Below are 24,646 nucleotides of genomic sequence, written 5' to 3'. Positions count from 1 at the left end.
ATCCTCGCAGCGGCCTCACCACTACTCTGTGCGCATGTCGAGGCGCCCCGTCATGCTGCTGGTCGTGCACGAGAACAGAGCCGCACTGGAGTCTGAGTTCCTCAGTCGCTACGGGCGCGACTACGAGGTCGTCCCGGTCAGCGACGCAGCCACCGCTCGCGACCTCGTCAGAGAGCTCGCCGCCGCCCACGACGGCATCGCGCTGCTCGCGGTCGAGCTCGCCCTGCCCGATGCCGATGGCATCGACCTGCTGCGCGAGCTGCACGACCTCGCGCCCACGGCCGTTCGCATCTGCCTCATCGGGATGGGCGAGTTCCGCGCCCGTCTCGACGAGTTGCGCGACGCCCTCGCCGCCCGTCACTTCGACACCTTCCTCGGCGTGCCCCGTGGCCAACGGGACGAGGAGTTCCACCTCGCGATCACCGAGCTGCTCTCGGAGTGGGGCGCCTCGGTGTCCCGACCGGTCGTCGCCGCGATCACGATCGTCACCGACGCGGAGAACCGCCAGGTCGCCGCGATCCGCGACGTCTGCGCCCGCATGGGCCTGCCGACCGAGACCCACACCCCCGACTCCGGCGTCGGCCGCCAGGTGCGGCTGGACGCGGGCGACGACGAGCGCTACCCGATGGTCCGGGGCGTGGACGGTCGCGTGCTCGCCGGCGCCACGGCCGGCGCCGTCACCGAGTCGATGTACGGCACCCCGGACTCCATCCCCGAGGGCACGGTCGCCGACGTCGTCGTCATCGGCGCCGGACCGGCCGGGCTGGCGGCGGCGATGTACTCGGCGTCGGAGGGGCTCAGCACGATCATCGTCGAGAGCGAGGCCATCGGCGGCCAGGCCGGCACCAGCTCGATGATTCGCAACTACCTCGGCTTCCCCCGCGGCATCTCCGGGATGCGGCTGGCCCAACGGGCCCGGATCCAGGCGACCCGCTTCGGCGCTCGACCCTTTACCGGCCGCCCCGTCGTGGCCGTGGAGCGTGGGCCGGCGCACGAGCCCGAGCACCACCACGTCCACCTCGACGGCGCACAACTGTGCGCGCGGACGGTCGTCGTGGCCACCGGCGTGGCCTACCGATCACTCGGGGTGCCGGCCCTGGAGGACCTCGTCGGCACGGGAGTGCACTACGGCGCGGCCACGACGGTGGCACGCGAGATGAAGGGACGGGCGGTCCACGTCGTGGGAGGGGGCAACTCCGCCGGACAGCCGCCGTGCACCTGGCCAGGTTCGCCGCATCGGTGACCATCATCGTGCGTCGCGCCGACCTGGCCGAGACGATGTCGGACTACCTGGTCCGCGAGATCGCCGCGACGTCCACCATCGACGTGCGGACCCGCTCACGCGTCGTGGACGGTGGCGGCGACGGGCAGCTGGAGTGGATCGACGTCGAGTCACTGGAGTCCGGCGCCATGAGCAGGGAGGCTGCGGACGGCCTGTTCCTCATGCTCGGCGCCGAGCCCCACTGCGGATGGCTGCCGGACGAGATCGCCCGCGACCACGACGGCTTCATCCTGACGGGCCGCGACGTCCCGCAGGGGACGTGGGCCGACGGCCGACCACCGGCCAGCCTCGAGACGACGGTCCGCGGCATCTTCGCCGTCGGGGACGTGCGCTCCGGCTCGATGAAGCGCGTGGCCTCCGCCAGCGGCGAGGGCGCCTCGGCCGTGCCGCTCGTCCACGCACACCTCGCCTGGCTCCGGGCCCAGGAGTTCAGCCCCCTGCACTGAGCGGCTCAGGACCCGGCGAGCACCCGGGCGACGAACCCGTCGACCCGACCCACGAGGTCCGGCACCCGGCGGTCCGGCGCCCCGGACACGGAGACCTGGTGCGGCTCGAGAGCCACCCTGGCGCGCAGCGAGCAGTCGAAGTCCTCGCAGACGTACGTGCCGACCGTGTCGCCCGCGCGACCTCGGGCACCGGCGCGCTGGGCGACCGCGAGGCGTGCCCCACCCGGGGCGTCCGTGGTCTGGCACCAGTCGCACATCGTCCGACGCCCTGCAGGGCCGCCCGGTGGGAGCCTGAGCTCGATGGCAACCACCGCGTCGCCACGCGGCACGACGACGTAGGCCCGCTGTGGCGCCTTGGGGTCGCGCCAGCCGAGGAAGTCTCGGTCCTCGACCCGCTCGAGGGGCCACGGGCGAGGGAAGGTCACGGCCGCCGCCCGGCTGCGCGAGCTGTTGACGAAGGCCAGCCGGACCTGCGCCTGGTCCGGGCCGGACATCGCTGCATCGGTCTGGGTGGTCATGCCTTCACCCTACCTAATGATCGTAGGTTTACCCAAATTGTTGTAGGCTGCCTCGCATGCCACGCCTCGGACTGAACCCGGACCACCTCGCCCTCGCCGGGGCGGAGCTCGCCGACGAGAGCGGGTTCGAGGCCGTCACGATCTCTCGGGTGGCCCGGCGCGTCGGCGTGCAGCCGGCCAGCCTCTACTCCCACGTGGACGGCTCGGCCGACCTGCGCGACCGCGTCGCGATGCTGGTGCTCGGCGAGATGGCGGACGCCGCCACCTCGGCCATCGCCGGGCGATCCGGGCGCGACGCGCTCGGAGCGTTCGCCGACAGCTACCGCGACTACGCCCACCGGCACCCCGGCCGGTACGAGGCGAGCCATCGCAGAACGTCTCCCTCCCCGCGCACGGTGGACGAGGGGCGCAGGCACAGCACGCTCTCCGCTGCGCTGCTGCGCGGGTACGCCGTCCCGGAGCCGGAGCACGTGCACGCCATCCGGCTGCTGGGCAGCACGATCCACGGCTTCGTGACCCTGGAGTTCACCGGCGGGTTCGCCCACAGTGCACCCGCTGCCGAGGTCAGCTGGGACCGGATCGTGGACGCCCTGGACCACCTGCTGCGCACCTGGCCCACCTCGTCCACCGACGTCTGATCAGCCCTCCGCGAGCACCCGGCGCAGGATCTTGCCGGTGCCGCCGCGGGGGAAGTCCTCCACACCGACCCACTCCCTGGGGGTCTTGAAGCGCTCCAGCCGCTCGCGGACGAAGGGTGCCAGTGCCTCGCGATCGGGCTCGGCGCCGTCGGTCGTCCGGACGTACGCCCGCAGCACCTGCCCCAGGTCCTCGTCGTCGATGCCCAGCACCACTGCCTCGTCGACGGTGGGGTGCTCGGTGAGGACCGCCTCCACCTCCGAGGGGAAGACGTTCTCGCCGCCCGTCACCACCATCTCGTCGTCGCGCCCGTCGACGTGCAGCCGCCCGGCCGCGTCCAGGTGTCCCAGGTCGCCGGTGCTCACGTGAGCGTCCACCACCTCCTTCGCCCCGGGCGAGGCCTCACGGTCGGGCGTGTAGCCGGAGAACACCAGACCCCCTCGGACGAAGATCGCGCCACTCTCCCCCGCCGGCGCCCGCGTCCGGTCCTCGCGCAGGATCCGCACGGAGACCCCGATGCCGGGGCGTCCCACGCTCGCGGGAGCCGCCTGCAGGTCCGCCGGCGTCGCCATGGAGACGATGCCCGTCTCGGTGGCCCCGTACAGGTTCACCAGTACGGGGCCGAACACCTCCTGGAAGGCGACCACCGTCGACGGGCGGATCGCCGAGGCACCCGTGAGCGCGACCCGGACGGAGCTCGTGTCGTGGACGCCTTGCTGGCGGGCCTCCAGCAGCCGCTGAAGCATGACCGGGACCCCGGTGAGCACCGTGGCCCCGTGCTCACGGATGTCCTCCAGGGTGCGCTCGGCATCGAAACGGCGATGGGTCACGACCGTTCCGCCCATCGCCAGCATGCTGACCAGCAGTGCGAAGCCCAGGGCGTGGAAGAAGGGAGCGGGGACGCACGCGACGTCGCCGGCGCGCAGCCGCAGCACTCCCATCCCCGTGGCGCCGGACTCCACCAGGGCGAGCAGGTCGACCTTGCGGGAGACGCCCTTGGCGACGCCCGTCGTGCCGGAGGTGAGCAACGTGATGCGCGAGGGTCCGTGGGTGGCGGGGGCCAGCGAAGCATCGGCCAGCACGAAGGACGCGACCGTCCCGGTCAGGCCTCCCTCGTGCTGCGCGGCCGCGTCGTCGCCGTCGTCGTGCACCACGACGTCCGGGCGGTGCCGTCGCAGGATGGCCGCGAGCTGCTCCGGCGGGGTCTCCGGTCCGACCAGCACCAGCTCCGCCCCGAGCCGGGCCGCGGCGCACGCGCCCACGAGGAAGTCTCGGTGGTTGCGGCACCGCACCGCGACGACGTCCACGCCGCCGGTCCGAGCGTGCCACGAGGCGGCCTGCCGCTCGACGAGGCGGGCCAGCTCGCGGTAGGTGAGCGGTCCGTCGTCGTCGTGCAGGACCGCGCGATGCGGATGACGGGCGGCCCCGACCGCGACGAGCGTGGCGATGGTGGGGCCTGAACGCCAGAGGCCCCGGACGATGCCGGCCGCGGCGCGCGGCCCCGGTGGAGCGAGCAGTCCGGACGTGGCCACTGCCGCGCCCGCGTCGAGCCAGCGCCGCACCTGGAGTCCACCCATCCGGGCAGTTTGCCCGACGACGGGTCGATGCGCACCGTCGCGGCGGGTCGTAGGCTGGAAACAGAGGTGATCGAGGATGTCGAACGCGGAGCAGGAGCCCGCCGAGCAGCAGCAGGTGACGCCGCAGGCCCGGGACCGTCGGGTCTCGCAGCAGGCTCGATGGGTCGACCTGGAGGTGCAGCGGGCCATCGCGCGTGGTGACTTCGACGACCTGCCGGGCGCCGGCAAGCCGATCCCCGACATCGACCGGGCACCGGACCCAGACTGGTGGGTCAAGCGGATGATCGAGCGTGAGCGGATCAGCGTCCTGCCGCCGGCGCTCGCACTGCGCACCGAGGACGCCCGCCTCGACGAGGAGCTCGACGCCACCGGCTCTTCCGAGCGGGTGCGCGAGGTGCTCGAGGACTTCAACCGCCGTGTCGTCGAGGCACGGCGCCAGCTGCAGGGTGGGCCACCCGTCGTGACGCCGCTGCGTGACGTCGAGGCCGAGGTTGCCGCGTGGCGCGTGCGCCGCACCGAGCGGCTGCGGGCGCGGGCCTCTGCCACCAGCCCCGCCGCCCCCGGGCGGGGGCGGCGGGGCTGGTGGCGACGGGGCTGATCAGGACGTCAGGACGTCAGGAAGTCGATCAGCACGCGGTTGAACTCCTGCGCATGGGTCGCGTTGATCCCGTGCGGTCCGCCCTCGACGACGTGCAGCGAGCCCTGCTGGATCAACTCGACACTGCGCTTTCCGCTGACCTCCAACGGCACGATGCCGTCGGCGTCGCCGTGGATGACGAGTGTCGGGACGTCGATCGCGGCGAGGTCGTCGCGGAAGTCGGTCCGGCCGAAGGCCGCGATGCAGTCCAGCGTGCCCTTGGGCGAGGCGCCCCGGGCGATGGAGACGACGTAGTCGTGCATCGCCTCGCTCACGAGCTCCTCGTCCCCCGCGCTGAAGAAGCTCGTCACGAACCCGTCGAGGAACGCGGCGCGGTCGCCCTTCACCCCGTCCTCGAACTCCGCGATGGTCGCGTCGTCGAGCCCGCCGTCGGGGTTGTCGTCGCTCACGAAGAGGTAGGGCGGGACGGCCGCGGCCAGGACGGCCTTGGCGATCCGCGCCGAACCGTGCCGGCCCAGGTAGCGAGCCACCTCGCCGCCGCCCATTGAGAACCCGACGAGGGTGGCGTCGGTGACGTCGAGGTGAGTCAGCAGGGCGTCGAGGTCCGCGGCGAAGGTGTCGTAATCGTACCCGCCCCACGGCTGGGAGGACGCCCCGAAGCCGCGGCGGTCGTAGGTGACGACCTGGTGCCCAGCGTCCACGAGCGGCCCCACCTGGGCCTCCCAGGATCGACCGCTGAGCGGCCAGCCGTGGATCAGGACGACGGGGCTCCCCTCCCCCGCGACCTCGTAGTGGATCTCGACGGGCTGGCCCTTGTCGGTACCGACGTTCAGGCGTGGCATGGATGTCCCTTCGATCGTTGGCGCGTTCACCCCTCACGCTAGGCACGGTGAACAGGTTCTGCACGGGAACGGTCGGCATCGAGGGGCACACTGGTCGGGTGGAGCACCGCCGACGACTGACCTCGGACCATCCGGTCTCCGTCGCGCTCACCCTCGGTCCGTTGCGCCGCGGCCCGGGAGACCCGACCGTCGTCCGGGACGGCTCCCGGCTCTGGCTGACGACGCGGATGCCGAGCGGTCCGGCCACGGTGCTCCTGGAGCAGGCCGGCCCACGGATGGTCGATGCCCGAGCATGGGGTCCCGGTGCCCAGGAGCGCCTGGAGTCCTTGCACTGCATGCTGGGGACCGACCGACCCGCACCCTCCTTCCGCGCGGCTCATCCACACATCGCCGATGCCGAGCGGCGCTACCCGGGGCTGCGGGTCCCGGCCACCGGGCGCCTGCTGGAGTCCCTCCTGCCCGCGGTCCTGGAGCAGAAGGTGCTGGGCGTCGACGCGTTCGCGTCCTGGCGCCGCCTGGTCCACGCACTCGGCGAGCCCGCACCCGGCCCCGCCCCGGAGCGGATGCGAGTCTTTCCCACCGCCGAGCAGTGGGCGGCGGTCCCGTCCTGGGACTGGCACGAGGCCGGGGTCGACCCGAAGCGCTACCGGACCGCCCAGGCGTGTGCCCGCGTCGGCCCGCAGCTGGAACGCGTGGCCGCGGAGCAGGACACCGAGGCCACGCTCCGAGCCCTGCGCAGCGTGCCCGGTGTCGGGGTCTGGACCGTCGCAGAGACCGCGGGGCGAGCGCTCGGCGACGACGACGCCGTCCCCTTCGGCGACTACCACCTCGGGCACCTCGTCGGCATCGGGCTGCTCGGCCGGAGGATCGACGTCGACGACCACGAGACGATCGCCACCGCGCTCGAGCCCTACCGGCCCTACCGCCTGCTCGCCGTGCGGCTGCTCCAGCTGAGTCCGTACGTCCGGCTCGAGCGCCGTGGTCCGCGCCTCGCCCGCGTGGACCACCGTCGCATCTGAGACGCTGGTCGGCGTGCCGTCATGGATGCGCGCTGCGCTCGCCCTCTTCGTCGTCGGCTGGGGCGCCAACCAGTTCGCCGCCCTCCTGCCGGTGTACGAGTCCGGAGGTGCCAGCAGCGCCGAGGTCACCGCCCTCTTCGGCGCGTACGCAGCGGGCCTGATCCCGGCCCTGCTGATCGTCGCCCCGATCTCGGACCGGCTGGGGCGGCGCCGGGTGCTGCGCCCCGTGCTCGTCCTGTCCTTCGTGGCCACCGTCGTGCTGCTGGTCGGCGGGGACTCGCCCGTGCTGCTGCTCCTCGGCCGGCTGCTGGCCGGCGTGGCGTCCGGGGCTGCCTTCGCCCCGGGGACCGCGTGGGTCAAGGAGCTGTCCGCCGCCGCGCCGGGCGTCGGTGCCCGTCGTGCCGCCGTCGCCCTCACCGCCGGGTTCGGCACGGGGCCGCTCATCGCAGGGATCGTCGCCCAGTGGGCTCCGGCTCCCACCGTCCTGCCCTACGTGCCGCACCTCGTCCTGACGGTCGTCGTCGCGCTGGTCGCCTGGAACGCGCCCGAGCCGGTCCCGGCCGCATCGTCGGGTACCGGTGACCTGGCCCGTGGCGTGCGCCAGGTGGTGGGGTCACGACGCTTCCTGACCCAGGTCGTGCCCACGGCACCGTGGGTCTTCGGCGGTGCCACGCTGGCGTTCGCGGCGCTGCCGGCGGTCGTCGCCGTCCCCGGGCCCCGGATCGCGACGGGTGGAGCCCTGGTGGCCCTCACCCTCGGTGCCGGTGTGCTGCTGCAGCCGTTCGGGCGGCGGATGCCCACCGGCGCGACCCTGCTGGTCGGCGTCGTTGCCGGGATCCTCGGCTTCCTGGTCGCCGCCGCAGCGGCGGGCCTCGCGGTCGCGTGGCTGGTGCCGCTGGCCTGCGTCCTGCTCGGCGCGTCGTACGGACTGATCCTCGTCGGTGGCCTGCGGACGGTGGAGGAGGTTGCCCACCCGGCGGATCTCGCCAGCGTCAACGCGGTCTTCTACAGCCTGACGTACGTCGGCTTCGCCGCGCCGTACCTGGCCACCCTGCTCGTCTCCGGGGTCGGCGGTCCCACCGCGATGCTCCTGCTTGCCGGTCTGCTGGCGCTCAGCCTCGCCGTCACCGTGCTGGGCCAGCGGGAACCGAGGTAGCGGGCCCGAAGAGAGCCCCTCGCGCAGGTCAGCCTCAGACGTCACGGCCGAGACCGCGATGCGGAGCTGGCCACGCGAAACCCCACGTCATCGATCCGGAAGGTCGGGTGGCTGCGTCGCCACGCCGACGCCCTGCAGCTCCAGTGCTCGTCGGCCCACCCACAGCGAAGCACACGATAGCTGCCGTACGTCTCGGCGTCGTAGACGTACCAACACCAGTCCCCCACGTCCGTGTCGGACATGTCAGTGGTCGCCAGTATGTTTGATTTATGGACATCGCGGGAGTCACCGAAGCCGGTCAGCTGACCGCGCTGGTGCGCTCTCGCGCGCAGGCCGAGGCCGGCGAGTGGGAGGCGATGGTCGCCTACCGTGACGCCGAGCTGGCACGTATCGATGCGATCGCGTCGCCGTTGCGGCGTCTGACCGAGCGGGCCGGAGTCGTCCTGGAGATCGCCCAGGCATCGGGTCTGTCCGAGGCCCAGGTACATCACCGGCTCGCGGTCGCGGACCGGGTCCGCGAGCGGGCACCACGTACCTGGCTGGCCTTCCAGGCGGGCAGGGTCGATGCCGCCCGGGTCCGGGAGATCTCGTCGGCGCTGGATCGCCTGGAGCGTGAGGAGTCCTGGCTGCGGCTGGACGGATCGGTCATCGCCTACGCCACCGGCCACACCGTGGCCGAGCTGCGGGTCTGGCTGAGACGGTTCGTGCTGCGCGTGGAGGCCGACCTCGCCCTGGAGCGGGCCGAGAAGGCCCGCCAAGACCGCCACGTGGAAGTCGTGCACGTGGAGGACTCCATGGCCTGGATCAACGCCTACCTGCCCTCCCACGTGGCCGCAGCCATCGACAAGCGCCTCGCCCGTGAGGCCAAGGCGTTGGGTGCCGACGACCCACGCACCAAGCCCCAGCGCATGGCCGACCTCCTCGCCGCCTGGACCACCACCTCAGAGGCCACCGACACCACACTGGTCTCCGACATCGCCGTGACCATCGAGGCCGACGTCCTCACCGGCCTCAAGAACGGCTTCGCCGCCGCCACCGACGGCTCCTGGGCCGTCCCCGCCTCCTGGATCCTCGACGAAGCACGCACCGGAACCACGTTCTGGCACAGACTGCTGATCCACCCGATCACCTCAGACGTCTTGGCCCACGAATACGTCGGACGCTTCGCACCGGAACTCCTCGCCAAAGCGATCCAGTTCAGGGACGGCGTATGTCGTGCCCCGGGATGTCGGGTGCCGGCTGAACGCTGCGATCTGGATCATCGAGAACCCTGGCCCAGCGGGGCCACCAACGCATCGAACATCTGGGCACTGTGCAGACGCCATCACGCACTCAAGGGACACCGCGTGCTCCAGTGGGTCCTGCCCTCCGGCCACACCGCCCCCGCCAGCACCACCGAGCACCGGGTCCGGCCACCGGACCTGTCACCCCCTGAGCATCGCTTGGCCAGGACGATCGTCGAGCCTCCGAGGGAATGAGAGCGGTCTGCGACGCGGAGAAGTGGTCAGACCTTCAGGAGCGCCTCGGCCAGCTTCTTCGGCCGGGTCAGCGGAGCCATGTGGCCACCAGGGACGTACATCACGTCCGCACCCAGCCGCTCGCGGGCGACCCGCTCCTGCAGGCTCGGCGGGAACAGGCGGTCGTCGTCGGCGACGAGCACGGTGGTCGGCACGTCGGGCCAGCGCGCTCCCGGCCACGGGGCGTCGAACATGGCGTCGCTGGGCGAGCGGTCCTCGGCGAGGTGGACGATGTCGGGAGAGGCGTCGTGCAGCATGACCTCGTGGGCGTCGAAGGGACGCTCGGGGTCGCGACCCGCCGCTCGTTCGTTCTCGCGGCGCGCCTCGGCCTGGCCCACCGCCGACCACCAGTCACGGGCCGACTCCCCCGGACTCGGGATCATCGCGTTGAGCAGCACCAGCGCGTCGACCCGCTCGCCCAGAGCGGCCGCCGGAGCGACGAACCCACCGAAGGAGAGCCCCACCAGGACCGTGCGGCCCTCGACCGCCCGCACGGCCTGGGCCACCAGCTCGATCGACGGCTCGAGGTCCGCGATGTCGGCGTCCAGCCGCAGGTCCAGGGCGACGGCACGATGCCCGTCGCGCTCGAGCTCGGGAACGAGGCGGTCCCACACCTGGGCAGCGCCACCGCCGCCGGGCACCAGCACGAAGGTCGTCACGGGCCGTCCCTCAGACGAACCGGGACGTGTCGCCGGCTCCCTCTCGCACGACTTCGGGGACCCCGTCCACGAAGTCGATCACCGTCGTCGGGTCGGCGGTCACCTCGCCGGACTCGATGACGGCGTCGACCTGCTGGTCCAGCTCCTCCTTCACGAGCCAACCCTGAGTCATCGCCTCCTGCTCGCCGGGCAGGATCAGCGTGCTGCTCAGCAGCGGCTCGTCGAGAGCGCCCAGCAGCGCCTGCACCACCACGTGGTCGGGGATCCGCGCCCCCACCGTCTTCTTCTTCGCGTGCAGCATCCGCCGCGGGACCTCACGGGTCGCGGGGAGGATGAACGTGTACGGGCCCGGTGTGGCGTTCTTGACCGCCCGGAAGATCGCGTTGTCGACGTGCACGAACTGTCCGAGCTGGGAGAAGTCCTTGCACACCACGGTGAAGTGGTGCTTGTCGTCGAGCTGACGGATGGAGCGGATGCGGTCGAGGGCGTCCTTGTTCCCCAGCTGCGCACCAAGCGCGTAGCCGGAGTCCGTGGGGTAGGCGACCAAGCCTCCGTCGCGCAGGACCTGCGTGGCCTGGTCGACGGCTCGCTGTTGCGGGTTCTCGGGATGGATCTCGATGAGGCGTGCCATGGGCCGACCCTACGCGCCACCCCGGTCGCCTCTGTCCACACTTCGGTCATCGATCTCGGGGTCGACCATGGCGACTACGTTGACGGTTGCCGACGAGAGGAGCACCTGATGAGCGACGCCACGCCGACCCTGGCCGAGCGCCGGGAGCGCCAGCTGGCCCATGACGCGGCGCGAGCACAGCACCACCGCACCCGAGAAGACGTCCTCGGACCCCGCCGCGACATCTCCGAGCTCCGCGCGATCGTCGATGATGCAGCCCCCCGGTTCGCCGACGCGGGCCACGAGGACGTCCTCGCCTGGGTGGCAGAGACCTTCGGATACCGCACGGCCGTGGCCTGCTCGATGGCCGACGCCGTTCTGCCGCACGTCGTGGCCCAGCACCTGCCCTGGGTGGACACCCTGTTCCTGGAGACCGGGTACCACTTCGCCGAGACGATCGGCACCCGCGACGCGGTCGAGTCCTCGATGGAGCTGACGATCGTCGACGTGATGCCCGAGCTGACCGTCGCCGAGCAGGACGAGCAGCACGGGCCGGACCTGTTCGCCCGCGACCCCGCTGCCTGCTGCGCCATGCGCAAGGTGGAGCCGCTCTCCCGCACGCTCGCGGAGTACGAGGTCTGGATCACCGGCGTGCGGCGCGACGAGGGTCCCACCCGGGCCGACACCCCGCTCGTCACGTGGGACGACAAGAACGGGCTCGTGAAGGTCAACCCCCTGGCGGCGTGGACCTTCGACGATCTCCTCGCGTACGCCGACGAGCACGACATCATCGTCAACCCCCTCGTGGGAGACGGCTACCCCTCCATCGGCTGTGCGCCGTGCACCCGGCGCGTCGCCCCCGGGGAGGACCCCCGAGCCGGCCGATGGGCCGGGCTGGACAAGACCGAGTGCGGCCTGCACACCTGAGTGACGAGGAACCCATGACCATCACCGAAGACGCCCCCGAGGCGCAGCCGGCCTACCGCCTGGACCAGCTGGAGTGGCTGGAGTCCGAGGCGATCCACATCATCCGCGAGGTGATGGCCGAGTTCGAGCGACCCGTCCTGCTGTTCTCCGGCGGCAAGGACTCCGTCGTCATGCTGCACCTGGCGAGGAAGGCCTTCTGGCCCGGGCCGGTCCCCTTCCCCGTGCTGCACGTGGACACCGGCCACAACTTCCCCGAGGTGCTGGAGTACCGCGACGCCACGGTGCGCCGGCTCGGCCTGCGCCTGGAGGTCGCCAGCGTGCAGGACTACATCGACGACGGGCGGCTGCGCGAGCGTGCCGACGGCACCCGCAACCCGCTGCAGACCCAGCCGTTGCTCGACGCGATCGGCGACCACGGCTTCGACGCCGTCTTCGGTGGTGGCCGCCGCGACGAGGAGAAGGCACGTGCCAAGGAGCGGGTCTTCAGCCTGCGCGACGAGTTCGGCCAGTGGGACCCGCGCAACCAGCGCCCCGAGCTGTGGAATCTCTACAACGGTCGCCACCGCCCCGGTGAGCACGTCCGGGTCTTCCCGCTGAGCAACTGGACCGAGCTCGACGTGTGGCAGTACATCGGCCGGGAGCGCATCGACCTGCCGAGCCTGTACTACGCGCACGAGCGCGACGTGTTCGAGCGCGACGGCATGCTGCTCGCCGTCGGCGAGTTCGCCACCCCCAAGACCACAGAGACGGTGCAGGCCCGGCAGGTCCGCTACCGCACCGTGGGCGACATGTCCTGCACGGGCGCGGTGGAGAGCGACGCCGACGACGTCGCCGCCGTCATCACCGAGGTGGCCGCCACCCGCGTCACCGAGCGCGGCGCCACCCGGGCGGACGACCGGATGTCCGAGGCCGCCATGGAGGACCGCAAGAAGGAAGGCTACTTCTGATGCCCACCCTGCTGCGCCTCGCGACGGCCGGTTCCGTCGACGACGGCAAGTCCACCCTCGTCGGGCGACTGCTCTATGACTCCAAGTCCGTGCTCGCCGACCAGTTCGACGCCGTCGAGCGGGTCAGCCGCGACCGCGGGCTCGACACGGCCGACCTCGCCCTGCTCACCGACGGTCTGCGGTCCGAGCGGGAGCAGGGCATCACGATCGACGTGGCCTATCGCTACTTCGCCACCGCCGAGCGCTCCTTCATCCTGGCGGACTGCCCCGGCCACGTGCAGTACACGCGCAACACCGTGACCGGGGCCAGCACCGCCGACGTCGTGGTCCTGCTGGTCGACGTCCGCAAGGGGGTGCAGGAGCAGACCCGGCGGCACCTCGCCGTCGCCTCGCTGCTGCGAGTGCCCCACGTCGTCGTGGTGGTCAACAAGATCGACCTCGTGGGCTATGACGAGCAGACCTACCGCGACGTTGCCGAGCAGGTCCTGGACACCGCCGCGGGCCTCGGCCTGAGCGACGTGACGACCATCCCGGTCTCGGCGCTGGTCGGTGACAACGTCGTCGACAGCTCCGGCCGGACCCCGTGGTACGACGGGCCGAACGTCCTGGCGTTCCTCGAGCGGATCTCTCCGGTCGGTGCACCGCACTCCGAGCCCCTGCGCTTCCCGGTGCAACTGGTCATCCGCCCCCAGTCCGCCGCGAGCGAGACCTTCCGCGACTACCGCGGCTACGCCGGGCAGATCGCCTCCGGCCTGGTCCGCGTCGGAGACCCGGTCACCGTGCAGCCGGGTGGCCGCACCAGCACCGTCGCGGGCATCGACACCGCGGACGGCGAGCTCTCCGAGGCGTTCGCGCCGCAGTCGGTGACGCTGCGCCTGGCCGACGACATCGACATCTCGCGCGGGGACCTCATCGTCACCTCCCGCAGCGTCCCGAGCGTGACCCAGGACATCGACGGCACGGTGGCCTGGCTCGCCGAGCACGACCTCGTGCCGCGGACCAAGGTGCTGCTCAAGCACGGCACCCGGACGGTGCAGGCGATGGTCCAGCAGGTCGGTGGTCGACTCGACCTCGACGCTGCTCACCTCCGGCCGGCCGAGACCCTCGGTCTCAACGACATCGGTCACGTCCGCCTCCGGCTGGCGGCGCCGATCCCCGCGGAGGAGTACCTGCACGCCCGCGCCGGCGGCTCCTTCCTGCTGGTCGACCCCCAGGACGGCACCACCCTCGCCGCCGGAATGGTCGGGGACGCTCTCCTCGCGACGGCTGTGGTCTGAGCATCATGACGACCGAGGGCAGCTTTCCCCTCACACTGAGGCTCTCGGGGCGTCACGTGGTCATCGTCGGCGGCGGCCACGTCGCCACCCGGCGGGCCCACGCCCTCGTCGAGGCCGGCGCGCGACTCACGGTCGTCTCTCCCACCCTCACCGCACGACTGACCGAGCTCGTGCACGAGGGCCGCGCCACCTGGCTTCCCCGCCGGTACGAGCGCGGTGACCTCGAGGGCGCCTGGCTGGTGCAGACGGCCACCGACGTCCCGGAGGTCGACGATCGCGTCGCCCTGGACGCCGAGGCCCAGGCCACCTGGTGCCTCAAGGGCGGAGACCCGGAGCACGCCACCGCCTGGGTCCCGGCCGTGGCCCGGGTGGACGACGTCCTCGTGGCCGTGAGCGGCGGTGGGGACGCTGGACGCGCCTCCCGGTTGCGCGACGGAGTCGCCTCGGTGCTGCAGTCCGGGGAGCTCCCGCTGCGTCATCGCACCCACCATCCCGAGGGGTTCGTGGCCCTCGTCGGCGGCGGTCCCGGGCACCCGGACCTGCTGACGGCACGAGGACGACGTCTGCTCGCCGAGGCCGACGTGGTGGTGGTCGACCGACTCGCCCCCACGGCGCTGCTCGCCGAGCTGTCGCCCGACGTCGAGGTGGTCGACGTCGGCAAGATGCCCGAGCACCACCCGGTCCCCCAGGACGAGATCAACCGCATCCTCATCGAGCGGGCCCGGGAGGGGAAGATCGTCGTGCGGCTCAAGGGGGGTGACCCCTACGTCCTGGGTCGCGGTGGAGAGGAGCGGATGGCCTGCGAGGCATCCGGCGTCACCGTGGAGGTCGTACCCGGCGTCACCAGCGCGATCTCCGTCCCCGCCGCCGCGGGGATCCCGGTCACGCACCGAGGTGTCGCCACCGGCTTCAGCGTCGTCACGGGCCACGAACGCCTGGGTGACCTGCCGACCACCGGCGACCACACCCTCGTGCTGCTGATGGGCGTCAAGCGCCTCGCAGAGACCGCTGCCGAGCTCGTGGCCGCCGGGCACTCGCCCGAGCGCCCCGCCGCCGTCATCGAGCGCGGGTTCAGCGACACCCAGCGCACCACGGTGGGAACCCTCGCGACGATCGCCGACCGCGCGCTGGAGGCCGGTGCCACTCCCCCGGCCATCACGGTCATCGGTGACGTCGTCCGCCTTGGTCCTGACTGGGACGACTAGCGAGCCACGCCTCCAGGCCTCGGCGTCCACGCCGCATGACCACGGCGTGCATCAGCACGAACAGTGGACGAAGCACGACGGCACCCATCCGCATCCATCCCCGGGTGACCTCGACGTCCCACGTGATGACCACGACACAGGCTTCGTCGCCGTCGGCCTCCAGCTCGACGTCTGCCCTGCCCACCAGGTCACCGTCTGACCGGAGACCGATCCGGCGCGGCTGCGTCGTGGACAGCGAGTGGAGGCGAAAGTGCAGCCGGTACCCGACCCAGCTGCGCGCCCTGACGTGAATCTCGTCGTCGGTCCGTCCCGTCACCTGCAGGTCCGCCCACCACGGGAACGGGTCCTGCGTCCCGACGAGGTCCTGCAGGACCTGCCAGACCGCTCGGCGCGGGTGATCGAGCCGCCATCGAGACACGAACCGGAACCGACGAAGGCCCGTGTCGCTACCGCGACGGAGCCAGGACGCGGGATTCAATGGTCACGACCCCGCGCGGTATGAGCGCGCGGGGCCCTTGCTTGTCCGGTACAGCCACCACACGCCGATCAACGGCAGCAGCAGCGGCACGTACCCGTAGCCGGCCCCGAAGACCGACCACACGGTCTGGTCCGGGAACAGAGCGCCATCCAGCGCGCTCAGCGTTCCCACGGCCACGACCCCGATCAGCTCGAAGCCGATGGTCCCGGCCGCCAACCGGCGCCGGTCCGTGGCCAGGGCGACGGTGGCGAGGACGTAGACGAGCCCGGCGAGGGCCGACAGGGCGTACGCGAGCGGCGCCTCGCCCGCCTTCGTGACCAGCTGGAAGACGGACCTCGCCGTGGCCGCGAGGGCGAAGACGGCGTAGACGGCGACCAGGACGCGCCCGAAGCCGGACTGGGTGGGCTCAGGCACCGGTGCCCTCCCAGATGCCGAGCAGCCGGAAGCCCAGGGCCGCGATCGTGATCATGGCGACGACCACCACGCCGGTCCCCCAGCGGCTCTTCTCCGCGATGCCCCAGATCACCGCTGCCGGCGGGATCACCGCGACGGTCAGCAGGTAGGAGACGAACAGCACCCCGTCGACGTCGCGCGTGGTCCGGGCCAGGGCGATGCAGCCGCCCACCAGCAGGGCCAGGAGGATGATCTCCAGCAGGACGACGGCGTAGAAGAGCGGGTTGCCGAAGGGCTCGCGGCGCCAGGTGTGCCAGCCGGCGAACACCGCCACCGCCAGCGAGGCCAGGGCCACCAGGATGGCGATGGGCTCGGTCACGCACGTCCTTCGGTCTGCTCCTGCGCCTGTGCTGCGAGGATCCGCGGCTCTGATCCTCCCACGGAGCCGTCTTGGTGTCGCACGGGAGGACCACCGCCCAGCCGCGTACTCTGGGCGAGAAAGACCGTCATCGCACCCATCCCCGCCGGAGGCCGCGCCGAATGACCCGTAAGAACCTGTTCGGGAAGGAACGTGGCGTGGACGCACAAGCAGCTGCACGGCAGCTCTCGGTGGTCGGTGACGAGGTCACCGTCACCGACGCGTCCGACCTGCTCGCTCGCGTCGCCCGCGGGGACGAGAAGGCGTTCGCCGCCTTCTACGACCTCATGGCGGCGTCGGTCTTCGGCCTGGCTCGACGAGTCATCCGGGACCCCGCCCGCGCCGAGGAGGTGGCCCAGGAGGTGTTCCTGCAGGTGTGGCAGACCGCGCCCCGCTTCGACGTCACCCGCGGGTCGGCCAAGAGCTGGGTGCTCACGCTGGCCCATCGCCGTGCCGTCGATGCCGTGCGCCACGACCAGGCAGCCACGAACCGGGACCTCGCCTACGACTGGAGCCCCGACGTGGACCACGACACCGTGCTCGACACCGTCACCGTGCGGATGGAGCACGAGCAGGTGCGACGCTGCATGGACACCTTGACCGAGCTCCAGCGCGAGTCGATCACGCTCGCCTACTACCGCGGCCACACCTACGCCGAGGTGGCGACACTGCTGGAGGCCAACCCTGCAACGGTCAAGACCCGGATGCGTGACGGTCTGGTCCGACTCCGAGACTGCTTGGGAGTGGAGGCATCATGAGCAACGACCTGCACGACCTCCTGGTCCCCTACGCGCTCGACGCGCTCGACCCGCACGAACGGACACGGTTCGAGACTCACCTCGACCAGTGCGAGACGTGCCGAGACGAGCTCCCCGGCTTCCAGGCGACCTCCGTGCGCATCGCCGATGCCGCGGCCGCGACGCCACCCCCCGGCCTGCGGGTCGACGTCCTGGCGCGCGCCCAGGCGACCCGGCAGGAACGACCCGTGCTGGGTGTCGTGGCGCACCGCAGCGCCCTGCGCCGCTCCCTGCCCAAGCTGGCTGTCGCCGCTTCCGTGCTCGTGGCCACCGCCGGGCTCGGCGGGTACCTCGTGGAGCACGAGCGGGCCCAGGACATCAGCGGTGAGTCGCAACGGATCACCGCCGTGATGAGCGCCGATGACGCCGCCGTCCTCGAGACTCCCATCCAGTCCGGTGGAACGTTGCGCATCATGCACTCCGCCGATGTCGGTGACGCGGTCGTGGCCGCCGCCTCGCTGGAGCCGCTCGCGGCCGACGAGGTCTACCAGGTCTGGGCGATGTACGACGGAGCACCGCAGTCGGTGGGCCTGATGGACCAGCACTCCTCGGTGCTGCTCGCTCCCGACATGGGCGATGCCCAGGGGTTCGCGGTGACGGTGGAGCCGTCCGGCGGGTCCGACGTGCCGACCAGCGACCCGATCGCGTCCACCGGCACCTGACGCTGCCATCATGTGCCGGTGCCCGCACCGGTTCCCGCTCCACCCGTCGTCGTCGTGTCTGCCGCCATGGCGGTCCCGTCCGGCTACTACCGCCCCCTCGAGGCGGCGTTCGAGGCGCGGGGCTGGCAGGCCCGCACCATGCCGACCCGGGGGTTCGAGCGTGGGGCTCCTGTGGCCTCGCGGCACGAGGACTGGAGCTACGCCTCGGAGGTCGACGCCCTGGCCGAGGTCGTGGCCACGCTCCGCTCGCAGGACCCCGAGCGGCCGGTGATCCTGCTGGGCCACAGCCTCGGCGCCCAGCTCGGGGCGATGCACCAGCTGCACCGCGCCCCTGCCGACGGCTTCGTGACGGTCGGCGGTGGGGTCCCGCACCACCGGAGCTACCCCTTCGGTGGCCCGGGGGTCCTCTTCCTGGGGTTGAGCGTGCCGGTGGTCACCCGGGTCCTCGGCTACCTGCCCAAGCCGTTCTTCGGCGCACCCGGGGCGCGGACCCTGATGCGCGAGTGGGCCCGCTTCGCCCGCACCGGTCGGCCGCCGTTCGAGGTGCCGCACCGGATCGACACCCCGACCCTCGTGGTCAAGCTGCAGGGCGACGCCCTCGCCGTGAGCGCCGCGAACACGGCCTACGTCGACCTCTTCCTCGACCCGGACGCGGTCACCCGATGGACCTACCTGCGCTCGGACGCTCCCTCCGACGGCACGACCGATCACGTCGCCTGGGTCAGGACCCCGGACGTCGTGGTCGATCGCGTGGTCTCCTGGTGGGAAGACCGGCCGGCTTGAGAGCCCTCCTCAGGCGAAGGCCTCCAGTGGCGGGCAGGAGCACGCAAGGTTCCGGTCGCCGTAGGCCTGGTCGACACGCCCCACCGGCGGCCAGTACTTGTCCTGCGTCGCCCCGGTCGGGAAGACGCCGAGCGCCACCGGGTACGGGTGCTGCCAGTCCAGCAGCTCGCGCCCTGCGTGCGGCGCGTTGACGAGCGGGTTGTCATCGACCGGCCACGCCCCGGCCGACAGCTCATCGACCTCCGCCCGGATCGCCAGCATGGCGTCGCAGAAGCGGTCCAGCTCGGCGAGGTCCTCGGACTCGGTGGGCTCGACCATCAACGTCCCGGCCACCGGGAAGCTCATGGTCGGAGCGTGGAAGCCGTAGTCGATCAGCCGCTTGGCGATGTCGTCGACGCTGATGCCGGTGGCCTTGGTCAGAGGGCGTACGTCGAGGATGCACTCATGGGCGACGAGACCGTGCTCGCCGGCGTAGAGGACCCCGAAGGCGTCATCGAGCCGGGCAGCGACGTAGTTCGCCGAGAGCACGGCGACCGACGTCGCCTCCGTGAGGCCGTCCGCCCCCATCATCGCCATGTAGGCGAAGGGAATCGGCAGGATGCCCGCCGACCCGTAGGGTGCCGCGCTGATCGCACCGATGCCCTCTCGGTGCTGGGGGCGCGGGTGCATCGGGTGGCTGGGCAGGAACGGCACCAGGTGCTCGGCCACGCCGACCGGCCCGACGCCGGGGCCACCACCACCGTGCGGGATGCAGAAGGTCTTGTGCAGGTTCAGGTGGGAGACGTCCCCGCCGAACCGCCCCGGCTCGGCGTGCCCGAGCAGGGCGTTGAGGTTGGCACCGTCGACGTAGACCTGTCCCCCGTGCTCGTGCACGATGTCGCAGAGCTCCCCGATGCCGTGCTCGTAGACGCCGTGCGTCGACGGGTAGGTGACCATGATCGCGGAGAGGTCCGCCGCGTGCGTCTCGCACTGCTCGCGCAGGTCGTCGAGGTCCACCTCGCCGGCCTCGGTGGCCTTGACGATCACCACGCGCATCCCTGCCATGACCGCCGACGCGGCGTTGGTGCCGTGCGCCGAGCTGGGGATCAGGCAGACGTCGCGAGCCTCGTCCCCGTTGCTGCGGTGCCAGGCCCGGATGGCGAGCAACCCGGCCAGCTCGCCCTGGGAGCCGGCGTTGGGCTGCACCGAGACCGCGGCGTACCCGGTGACCTCCGCCAGGCGGGACTCCAGCGTCTCGACGAGCTCGATCATCCCCGCGGCATCCTCGGCGGGCACGAACGGGTGCAGGTCGGCGAAGCCGGGCCAGCTGATCGGCTCCATCTCCGTCGTCGCGTTGAGCTTCATGGTGCAGGAGCCGAGGGGGATCATCCCGCGATCGAGCGCATAGTCGCGGTCGCTGAGCGTGCGCAGGTACCGCAGCATCTGCGTCTCTGAGCGGTGCTCGTGGAAGACCGGGTGGGCGAGGATCTGCTCGCCCCGCAGGAGTGCCTCCGGCAGTCCCGCCGTGCCCGGGGAGTCCCCGTCGCCGGGAGCCCCCACACCGAAGGCACGCCACACGAGGTCGAGGTGCTCCGCGGTGGTGTTCTCCGACGTGCTGACGCCCACGTGGTCGGCGTCGACGAGCCGCAGGTGCACCCCCGCCGCCCGGGCACGGGCCACCACAGCCGATGCCTCACCAGGCACACGAGTCACGATCGTGTCGAAGAACGCCTCGTGCGTGACCTCGACCCCACCGTCGACGAGGCCGGTCGCGAGCCGTCGGGCCATGGTGCTGACGTGCTGCGCGATGCGGCGCAGTCCGTCCGGTCCGTGATAGACCGCATACATCGACGCCGCGACCGCCAGCAGGACCTGCGCCGTGCAGATGTTGGACGTCGCCTTCTCGCGCCTGATGTGCTGCTCGCGGGTCTGCAGGGCGAGGCGGTAGGCGGGCCGTCCGGCGGAGTCCACAGAGACTCCCACGAGGCGGCCGGGGAGATGGCGCTCGAGGCCGTCGCGCACAGCCATGAAGCCGGCGTGCGGGCCGCCGTAGAACATCGGCACTCCGAAGCGCTGGCTGGACCCGACGACGACGTCGGCCCCCATCGATCCCGGTGAGCGCAGCAGCACCAGGCCGAGCAGGTCGGCCACGACCACCGCGAGTCCACCGGCGGCGTGCGTGGCCGCGATGACGTCGCTCGGGTCGGTGACGGCACCATCGGAGGCCGGGTAGGCCAGGATCGAGCCAGCGACGTCGTCAGGGAGCGGATCGGTCCCGAGGTCGACGTCGAGCAGCGCGATGCCCAGTGCCTCGGCTCGTGTGCGGATCACCGCAAGCGTCTGCGGCAGCAGGCGGGTGTCGACGACGATCGGACGCAGGTCCTTGCCACGCGAGGCACGCCGCACGAGCGTCATGGCCTCGGCCGCGGCCGTCCCCTCGTCGAGGAGGGAGGAGTTGGCGGTGGTGAGCCCGGTCAGGTCGGCCACCATCGTCTGGAAGTTGAGCAGCGCCTCCAGACGGCCCTGGGAGATCTCGGGCTGGTACGGCGTGTAGGCGGTGTACCAGGACGGGTCCTCCAGGACGTTCCGGCGCACGACTGCGGGTGTGGTCGTGGGGTGGTAACCCAAGCCGATCATCGAGACGCCCGGGCGGTTGCGCTCGGCGAGTCCGCGCAGGGTGGCCAGCGCCTGGGTCTCGCTCTGGGCGGGCGGGAGCTGCAGCGAGCGCTCACTACGGATGGCCCCGGGCACCGCGGCCTGCATCAGCGACTCCAGCGAGGAGTGGCCGAGCCGCTCCAACATCGCCTGCTGGTCCTGCGGACGCGGGCCGACGTGACGTCGAACGAAGGCGTCGGTCGAGGTGGACGGATCAGTCATGGAGGGCTCCCAGGTGGCGTGGCCTGTACCCTCCCCTTCTGTCGCCGATGGGCTTCAGAGGTGCCTCGAGCGCGTGGTCCTTGGTGCCTGAGAGGTTCCGGGGAGGAATTGCCCCTTCGGCGCCGCCTGGGCGATCTCTCCCACGCGTGTCCGCAGCACGGCCGAATCTACCAGCGTGGGCCCGGGATCAGCTGGACAGGCGTGCCCGGCGGCGTGCGGCGAGCTCGTCGTCGCTCGCGGGCTCCTCGACGGCACGCTCGCTCGGGAGCTCGTGCAGCGTGCCCTCGATCTCCTTCCAGACACCGCCGATCGCGATGCCGAAGACGCCTTGACCACCCTGCAGGAGGTCGACCACCTCGGTGGCGGAGCGGCACTCGTAGACGCTGGCACCGTCGCTCATCAGCGTGACCTCGGTGAGGTCGTCGGTGCCGCGCTCGCGCAGGTGGTCCACAGCGGTGCGGATCTGCTGCAACGAGACTCCGGCGTCGAGCAGGCGCTTGATGATCTTGAGCAGCAGGATGTCCTTGAAGGAGTAGAGCCGCTGCGTTCCCGAGCCGGTGGCCGAGCGCACGGTGGGCTCGACCAGCTTGGTCCGCGCCCAGTAGTCGAGCTGGCGGTAGGTGATGCCCGCGGCATTGCATGCCGTGGGGCCACGAAAACCCGTGTCCTTCGGAAGGGGGGCGAGGTCGTCGGTGAAGAGCAGGCCTTGGTCTCCGGCCCGCTCCGCCGCGTTCGCGACCTCGGTCTCGCCCTGTCGCTCGATCATGCGAACTGCCTTCCAGAAGGTGATGTGGGGAAGACTACCGCGACGAAACTACATTCGTGTCCAACTTCGGCAGCAGTCTCAAGGTAAGGCTGAGAGTTTGGCCGGTCAACCACCGCGCGGGGCGCGTCGCGACCGAACTCTCGATCCGCGCTCGAGGGTTGGCCCCCGGTCGGGGCCCAGTCACGGCTCCTGGCCGGTCTCGAAGTCCTCCGGCTCGATCTCCTCGAGGAACTCGCGGAACTGGGCGACCTGCTCGTCCTCGTCGCGCGTGGACTCGATCCCCGCCGCGTCGAGCACGTCCTCGGTGCACAGGATCCGGGTCCCCGTGCGCAGCGCGAGGGCGATGGAGTCCGAAGGTCGCGCATCGACGGTGGCCCCCGAGGCGAACACGAGCGAGGCGTAGAACACGCCGTCGTCGACGTCGGTGATGTGCACCTGCTCCAGATCGTCGCCCAGCGCCTCGATCACCCGGTGCATGAGCTCGTGGGTCAGGGGGCGTGGTGTCTGCGTCCCCTGCTGCGCGAAGGCGATCGCCGACGCCTCGACGGCACCCACCCAGATGGGCAGGTAGCGCTCCCCCTCCGCCTCGCGCAGGAGCACGAGGGGCTGGTTGGTCGGCATCTCGACCCGGACACCGACGACCTCGACCTCGCGCACGACGTCAGCCTCGCAGCCTCTCGCGCACCAGGACGGTGTGCAGCCGGACCGACAGCGCAGCGAGCTGGGCCAGCGTGCTCGTCGGCTCGTCCTCGCGTCCGCGGGGCCCGGTGACCTGCTCGAACAACGACGCCTGCCGGTCCGCGCTCGTGGCGAAGTGTCGCAGGTGCCGCGGCTCCAGGCCGAGGGCTGCGAAGTCCTTGGCCACCCCGGCGATCACGAGGTCGTCACCGTCGTAGTACCGCTGGCTCGGACGGCGCCGGATCAGGCCGTGCTCCTCGACCTGCTGGAGGAGCTCGCCGGAGATCCCGCTGGACTCCAGCACCTCCTCGCGACTGAGCCGCAGCTGGCTGCGCCCCTCCAGGAAGGTCTCCGGCGGCGGCAGACCGTCGTCGGCCATCCCCACCTCGGGCACGCGCGTCGCCGTGCCGAGCTCGGTCTGCGGCACGAGGCCGCGGTCCATGTCGTCCAGCAGCTGGCGGATGTTGCTGAGCGGCCAGAACTTCTTCTGCTGGCGCAGGATGAACCGCAGTCGCTCGACGTCCTCGAAGGAGAACTTCCGATAGCCCGAGGCCGTGCGCTCGGGCTCGATCAGCTCCTGCTCCTCGAGGTAGCGGATCTTGCTGATCGTCAGGGTCGGGAACTCGGGTCGCAGCTCGTCGAGCACCTTGCCGATGCCCAGCCGGGTGGCCTTGGGCAGGGGCTCGGTCACGCCGGTCCTGCCGTGGCCCCGGAGAAGTAGATGAGCCGGTACTTGCCGAACTGGACCTCGTCGCCGCCACTGAGCGTGATGTCGCCATCGATGCGGTCACGGTTGATGTAGGTGCCGTTGAGGCTCCCGAGGTCGGAGACCAGGTACCCGTCGCCCTGTCGGGTGATCGTGGCGTGACGTCGGGAGACGCTGATGTCGTCCAGGAAGATGTCGCTGTCGGGGTGGCGTCCGACGCTCACGGTCTCGGTGTCCAGCAGGAACCTGGCGCCGGCACCCGGACCGCGCTGCACGAACAGCATCGCGCTGCCGACCGGGAGATTCTCGACCGCATCGACCTCGGCGGCCGTCATCTCCTCGGTGTCGGCGTCGACGATGGGGATGTGCGTCGTGTCGTCCGACGGGGCCTGGTACCCGTCGTCACCGGTGCCGGTCATCGGCGATCACTCCTGTGTCGTGAGGTTCTCGAGCTCTCCCTGTCGAGCTGCGTCGTCGACAGGCTTCAACCTAGCACCCGGCGGGTGCGTCGGATCAGGACGAGACGAGCGAGGTGTACTGCTCCGGCGTCATCAACGCATCGGTCGGATCGTCCTCCGCGGCCTTGACCTTGAACAGCCAGCCCTCGCCGTACGGGTCGGAGTTGATGACCTCCGCGGCACCGTCCAGTGCCTCGTTGCGCGCCAGCACCTCACCGGAGATCGGCGTGAAGACGTCACTGACCGACTTGGTGGACTCCAGCTCACCCACCACGGCGCCGGCCTCGACGGCGTCACCGACGTCGGGCAGGTCGACGTAGACGATGTCGCCGAGCTGGTCCTGGGCGAAGTCGGTGATGCCGATGACGGCGACCCCGTCCTCCAGTCGAACCCACTCGTGCTCCTCGCTGTAGTACAGGTCCTCGGGGATCACGC

At 71.4% G+C, this 24,646-nt stretch carries 28 protein-coding genes and 1 riboswitch; of the genes, 14 read left to right on the top strand and 14 right to left on the bottom strand.

Annotation, left to right across the window (positions count from 1 at the left end; all coding sequences use genetic code 11):
* Positions 1 to 34 precede the first annotated feature (34 nt).
* Together ACHAAC_RS06195 and ACHAAC_RS06190 are read left to right on the top strand one after the other, a co-directional pair.
* Positions 35 to 1,243, top strand: a complete 1,209-nt coding sequence (locus ACHAAC_RS06195) for an FAD-dependent oxidoreductase (RefSeq protein WP_435715183.1) — start codon at positions 35 to 37, stop codon at positions 1,241 to 1,243.
* On the top strand, positions 1,240 to 1,728 hold the full coding sequence (locus ACHAAC_RS06190) for an NAD(P)/FAD-dependent oxidoreductase (protein ID WP_435715182.1): 489 nt from the start codon (positions 1,240 to 1,242) through the stop codon (positions 1,726 to 1,728). Before ACHAAC_RS06195 ends, ACHAAC_RS06190 begins: the two co-directional genes overlap by 4 nt.
* 5 nt (positions 1,729 to 1,733) lie before the next feature.
* On the opposite strand, the gene ACHAAC_RS06185 is transcribed toward ACHAAC_RS06190, so the two are convergent.
* Positions 1,734 to 2,246, bottom strand: coding sequence for an FBP domain-containing protein (locus tag ACHAAC_RS06185; RefSeq protein WP_435715181.1), 513 nt, complete (start codon positions 2,244 to 2,246; stop codon positions 1,734 to 1,736).
* Between the two features lie 56 nt (positions 2,247 to 2,302).
* On the opposite strand from ACHAAC_RS06185, the gene ACHAAC_RS06180 reads away from it, so the two are divergent.
* Positions 2,303 to 2,884: a TetR/AcrR family transcriptional regulator gene (locus ACHAAC_RS06180; protein ID WP_435715180.1), complete on the top strand. Its 582-nt coding sequence runs from the start codon at positions 2,303 to 2,305 to the stop codon at positions 2,882 to 2,884.
* Here the strand turns inward: ACHAAC_RS06180 and ACHAAC_RS06175 are convergent, their stop codons facing one another.
* Positions 2,885 to 4,459, bottom strand: coding sequence for an AMP-binding protein (locus tag ACHAAC_RS06175; RefSeq protein ID WP_435715179.1), 1,575 nt, complete (start codon positions 4,457 to 4,459; stop codon positions 2,885 to 2,887).
* Between the two features lie 76 nt (positions 4,460 to 4,535).
* On the opposite strand from ACHAAC_RS06175, the gene ACHAAC_RS06170 reads away from it, so the two are divergent.
* Entirely contained in the window at positions 4,536 to 5,057 is a 522-nt protein-coding gene (locus ACHAAC_RS06170; RefSeq protein ID WP_435715178.1) for a DUF1992 domain-containing protein, read from the top strand.
* An 8-nt stretch (positions 5,058 to 5,065) separates the two neighbouring features.
* Here the strand turns inward: ACHAAC_RS06170 and ACHAAC_RS06165 are convergent, their stop codons facing one another.
* Positions 5,066 to 5,899 carry an alpha/beta fold hydrolase gene (locus tag ACHAAC_RS06165; protein WP_435715177.1) on the bottom strand — a complete coding sequence of 278 codons (834 nt, stop codon included), beginning with the start codon at positions 5,897 to 5,899 and terminating at the stop codon, positions 5,066 to 5,068.
* A 47-nt stretch (positions 5,900 to 5,946) separates the two neighbouring features.
* Between ACHAAC_RS06165 and ACHAAC_RS06160 the strand changes: the two genes are divergently transcribed.
* The 3 genes from ACHAAC_RS06160 (at position 5,947) to ACHAAC_RS06150 (ending at position 9,552) form a co-directional block, all read left to right on the top strand.
* Positions 5,947 to 6,918 carry a DNA-3-methyladenine glycosylase family protein gene (locus ACHAAC_RS06160; protein WP_435715176.1) on the top strand — a complete coding sequence of 324 codons (972 nt, stop codon included), beginning with the start codon at positions 5,947 to 5,949 and terminating at the stop codon, positions 6,916 to 6,918.
* Between the two features lie 13 nt (positions 6,919 to 6,931).
* Positions 6,932 to 8,074, top strand: a complete 1,143-nt coding sequence (locus tag ACHAAC_RS06155; protein ID WP_435715175.1) for an MFS transporter — start codon at positions 6,932 to 6,934, stop codon at positions 8,072 to 8,074.
* 269 nt (positions 8,075 to 8,343) lie between these two features.
* Entirely contained in the window at positions 8,344 to 9,552 is a 1,209-nt protein-coding gene (locus ACHAAC_RS06150) for a DUF222 domain-containing protein (protein WP_435715174.1), read from the top strand.
* 26 nt (positions 9,553 to 9,578) lie between these two features.
* Here the strand turns inward: ACHAAC_RS06150 and ACHAAC_RS06145 are convergent, their stop codons facing one another.
* Both ACHAAC_RS06145 and ACHAAC_RS06140 read right to left on the bottom strand, forming a co-directional pair.
* Complete coding sequence (locus ACHAAC_RS06145) at positions 9,579 to 10,250, bottom strand: alpha/beta fold hydrolase (protein WP_435715173.1); 672 nt, start codon at positions 10,248 to 10,250, stop codon at positions 9,579 to 9,581.
* 10 nt (positions 10,251 to 10,260) lie between these two features.
* A complete protein-coding gene (locus ACHAAC_RS06140; RefSeq protein WP_435715172.1) occupies positions 10,261 to 10,881 on the bottom strand; it encodes an L-threonylcarbamoyladenylate synthase in 621 nt (206 codons plus the stop codon).
* A 108-nt stretch (positions 10,882 to 10,989) separates the two neighbouring features.
* Between ACHAAC_RS06140 and ACHAAC_RS06135 the strand changes: the two genes are divergently transcribed.
* The 4 genes from ACHAAC_RS06135 to cobA are packed head-to-tail and all read left to right on the top strand — an operon-like array spanning position 10,990 to position 15,216.
* Positions 10,990 to 11,787 carry a phosphoadenylyl-sulfate reductase gene (locus ACHAAC_RS06135; protein ID WP_435715171.1) on the top strand — a complete coding sequence of 266 codons (798 nt, stop codon included), beginning with the start codon at positions 10,990 to 10,992 and terminating at the stop codon, positions 11,785 to 11,787.
* A 14-nt stretch (positions 11,788 to 11,801) separates the two neighbouring features.
* Positions 11,802 to 12,734: a sulfate adenylyltransferase subunit CysD gene (gene cysD / locus ACHAAC_RS06130; protein ID WP_435715170.1), complete on the top strand. Its 933-nt coding sequence runs from the start codon at positions 11,802 to 11,804 to the stop codon at positions 12,732 to 12,734.
* Entirely contained in the window at positions 12,734 to 14,011 is a 1,278-nt protein-coding gene (locus tag ACHAAC_RS06125; RefSeq protein WP_435715169.1) for a sulfate adenylyltransferase subunit 1, read from the top strand. The genes cysD and ACHAAC_RS06125 overlap by 1 nt, the downstream gene beginning before the upstream one ends.
* Before the next feature lie 5 nt (positions 14,012 to 14,016).
* Positions 14,017 to 15,216, top strand: a complete 1,200-nt coding sequence (gene cobA, locus ACHAAC_RS06120; RefSeq protein WP_435715168.1) for a uroporphyrinogen-III C-methyltransferase — start codon at positions 14,017 to 14,019, stop codon at positions 15,214 to 15,216.
* Here cobA and ACHAAC_RS06115 read toward each other — a convergent pair.
* The 3 genes from ACHAAC_RS06115 to ACHAAC_RS06105 all read right to left on the bottom strand — a co-directional run bounded on the left by ACHAAC_RS06115 (position 15,173) and on the right by ACHAAC_RS06105 (position 16,466).
* Positions 15,173 to 15,634, bottom strand: a complete 462-nt coding sequence (locus ACHAAC_RS06115) for a hypothetical protein (protein WP_435715167.1) — start codon at positions 15,632 to 15,634, stop codon at positions 15,173 to 15,175. The genes cobA and ACHAAC_RS06115 overlap by 44 nt on opposite strands.
* A 63-nt stretch (positions 15,635 to 15,697) precedes the next feature.
* A complete protein-coding gene (locus ACHAAC_RS06110) occupies positions 15,698 to 16,108 on the bottom strand; it encodes a hypothetical protein (protein ID WP_435715166.1) in 411 nt (136 codons plus the stop codon).
* On the bottom strand, positions 16,101 to 16,466 hold the full coding sequence (locus tag ACHAAC_RS06105; RefSeq protein WP_435715165.1) for a hypothetical protein: 366 nt from the start codon (positions 16,464 to 16,466) through the stop codon (positions 16,101 to 16,103). Before ACHAAC_RS06105 ends, ACHAAC_RS06110 begins: the two co-directional genes overlap by 8 nt.
* A 197-nt stretch (positions 16,467 to 16,663) precedes the next feature.
* On the opposite strand from ACHAAC_RS06105, the gene sigK reads away from it, so the two are divergent.
* The 3 genes from sigK to ACHAAC_RS06090 are packed head-to-tail and all read left to right on the top strand — an operon-like array spanning position 16,664 to position 18,747.
* Positions 16,664 to 17,263, top strand: a complete 600-nt coding sequence (gene sigK, locus ACHAAC_RS06100) for an ECF RNA polymerase sigma factor SigK (protein WP_435715164.1) — start codon at positions 16,664 to 16,666, stop codon at positions 17,261 to 17,263.
* On the top strand, positions 17,260 to 17,964 hold the full coding sequence (locus ACHAAC_RS06095; RefSeq protein ID WP_435715163.1) for an anti-sigma factor: 705 nt from the start codon (positions 17,260 to 17,262) through the stop codon (positions 17,962 to 17,964). Before sigK ends, ACHAAC_RS06095 begins: the two co-directional genes overlap by 4 nt.
* Positions 17,965 to 17,982: 18 nt before the next feature.
* Positions 17,983 to 18,747, top strand: a complete 765-nt coding sequence (locus ACHAAC_RS06090; protein WP_435715162.1) for a serine aminopeptidase domain-containing protein — start codon at positions 17,983 to 17,985, stop codon at positions 18,745 to 18,747.
* A gap of 9 nt (positions 18,748 to 18,756) precedes the next feature.
* Here the strand turns inward: ACHAAC_RS06090 and gcvP are convergent, their stop codons facing one another.
* The 6 genes from gcvP to gcvH form a co-directional block, all read right to left on the bottom strand.
* Positions 18,757 to 21,603: an aminomethyl-transferring glycine dehydrogenase gene (gene gcvP / locus ACHAAC_RS06085; protein WP_435715161.1), complete on the bottom strand. Its 2,847-nt coding sequence runs from the start codon at positions 21,601 to 21,603 to the stop codon at positions 18,757 to 18,759.
* 64 nt (positions 21,604 to 21,667) lie between these two features.
* Positions 21,668 to 21,756: riboswitch (glycine riboswitch) on the bottom strand.
* 34 nt (positions 21,757 to 21,790) lie between these two features.
* Complete coding sequence (locus ACHAAC_RS06080) at positions 21,791 to 22,369, bottom strand: MerR family transcriptional regulator (RefSeq protein ID WP_435715160.1); 579 nt, start codon at positions 22,367 to 22,369, stop codon at positions 21,791 to 21,793.
* Positions 22,370 to 22,549: 180 nt separating this feature from the next.
* Positions 22,550 to 23,026 (bottom strand): bifunctional nuclease family protein, encoded by a 477-nt coding sequence (locus ACHAAC_RS06075; protein WP_435715159.1) that lies wholly within the window; start codon positions 23,024 to 23,026, stop codon positions 22,550 to 22,552.
* A gap of 4 nt (positions 23,027 to 23,030) precedes the next feature.
* A complete protein-coding gene (ftsR, locus tag ACHAAC_RS06070; protein ID WP_435715158.1) occupies positions 23,031 to 23,738 on the bottom strand; it encodes a transcriptional regulator FtsR in 708 nt (235 codons plus the stop codon).
* On the bottom strand, positions 23,735 to 24,172 hold the full coding sequence (locus ACHAAC_RS06065) for an FHA domain-containing protein (RefSeq protein WP_435715157.1): 438 nt from the start codon (positions 24,170 to 24,172) through the stop codon (positions 23,735 to 23,737). The genes ftsR and ACHAAC_RS06065 overlap by 4 nt, the downstream gene beginning before the upstream one ends.
* 94 nt (positions 24,173 to 24,266) lie before the next feature.
* Positions 24,267 to 24,644, bottom strand: a complete 378-nt coding sequence (gene gcvH, locus ACHAAC_RS06060) for a glycine cleavage system protein GcvH (protein ID WP_435715156.1) — start codon at positions 24,642 to 24,644, stop codon at positions 24,267 to 24,269.
* Positions 24,645 to 24,646: the final 2 nt, after the last annotated feature.

This window comes from Aeromicrobium sp. CF4.19, from assembly GCF_051262555.1.
GTDB lineage: Bacteria > Actinomycetota > Actinomycetes > Propionibacteriales > Nocardioidaceae > Aeromicrobium.
The sequence above is the reverse complement of the archived record's forward strand: the minus strand, read 5'-3'. Positions and strand labels throughout refer to the sequence as shown.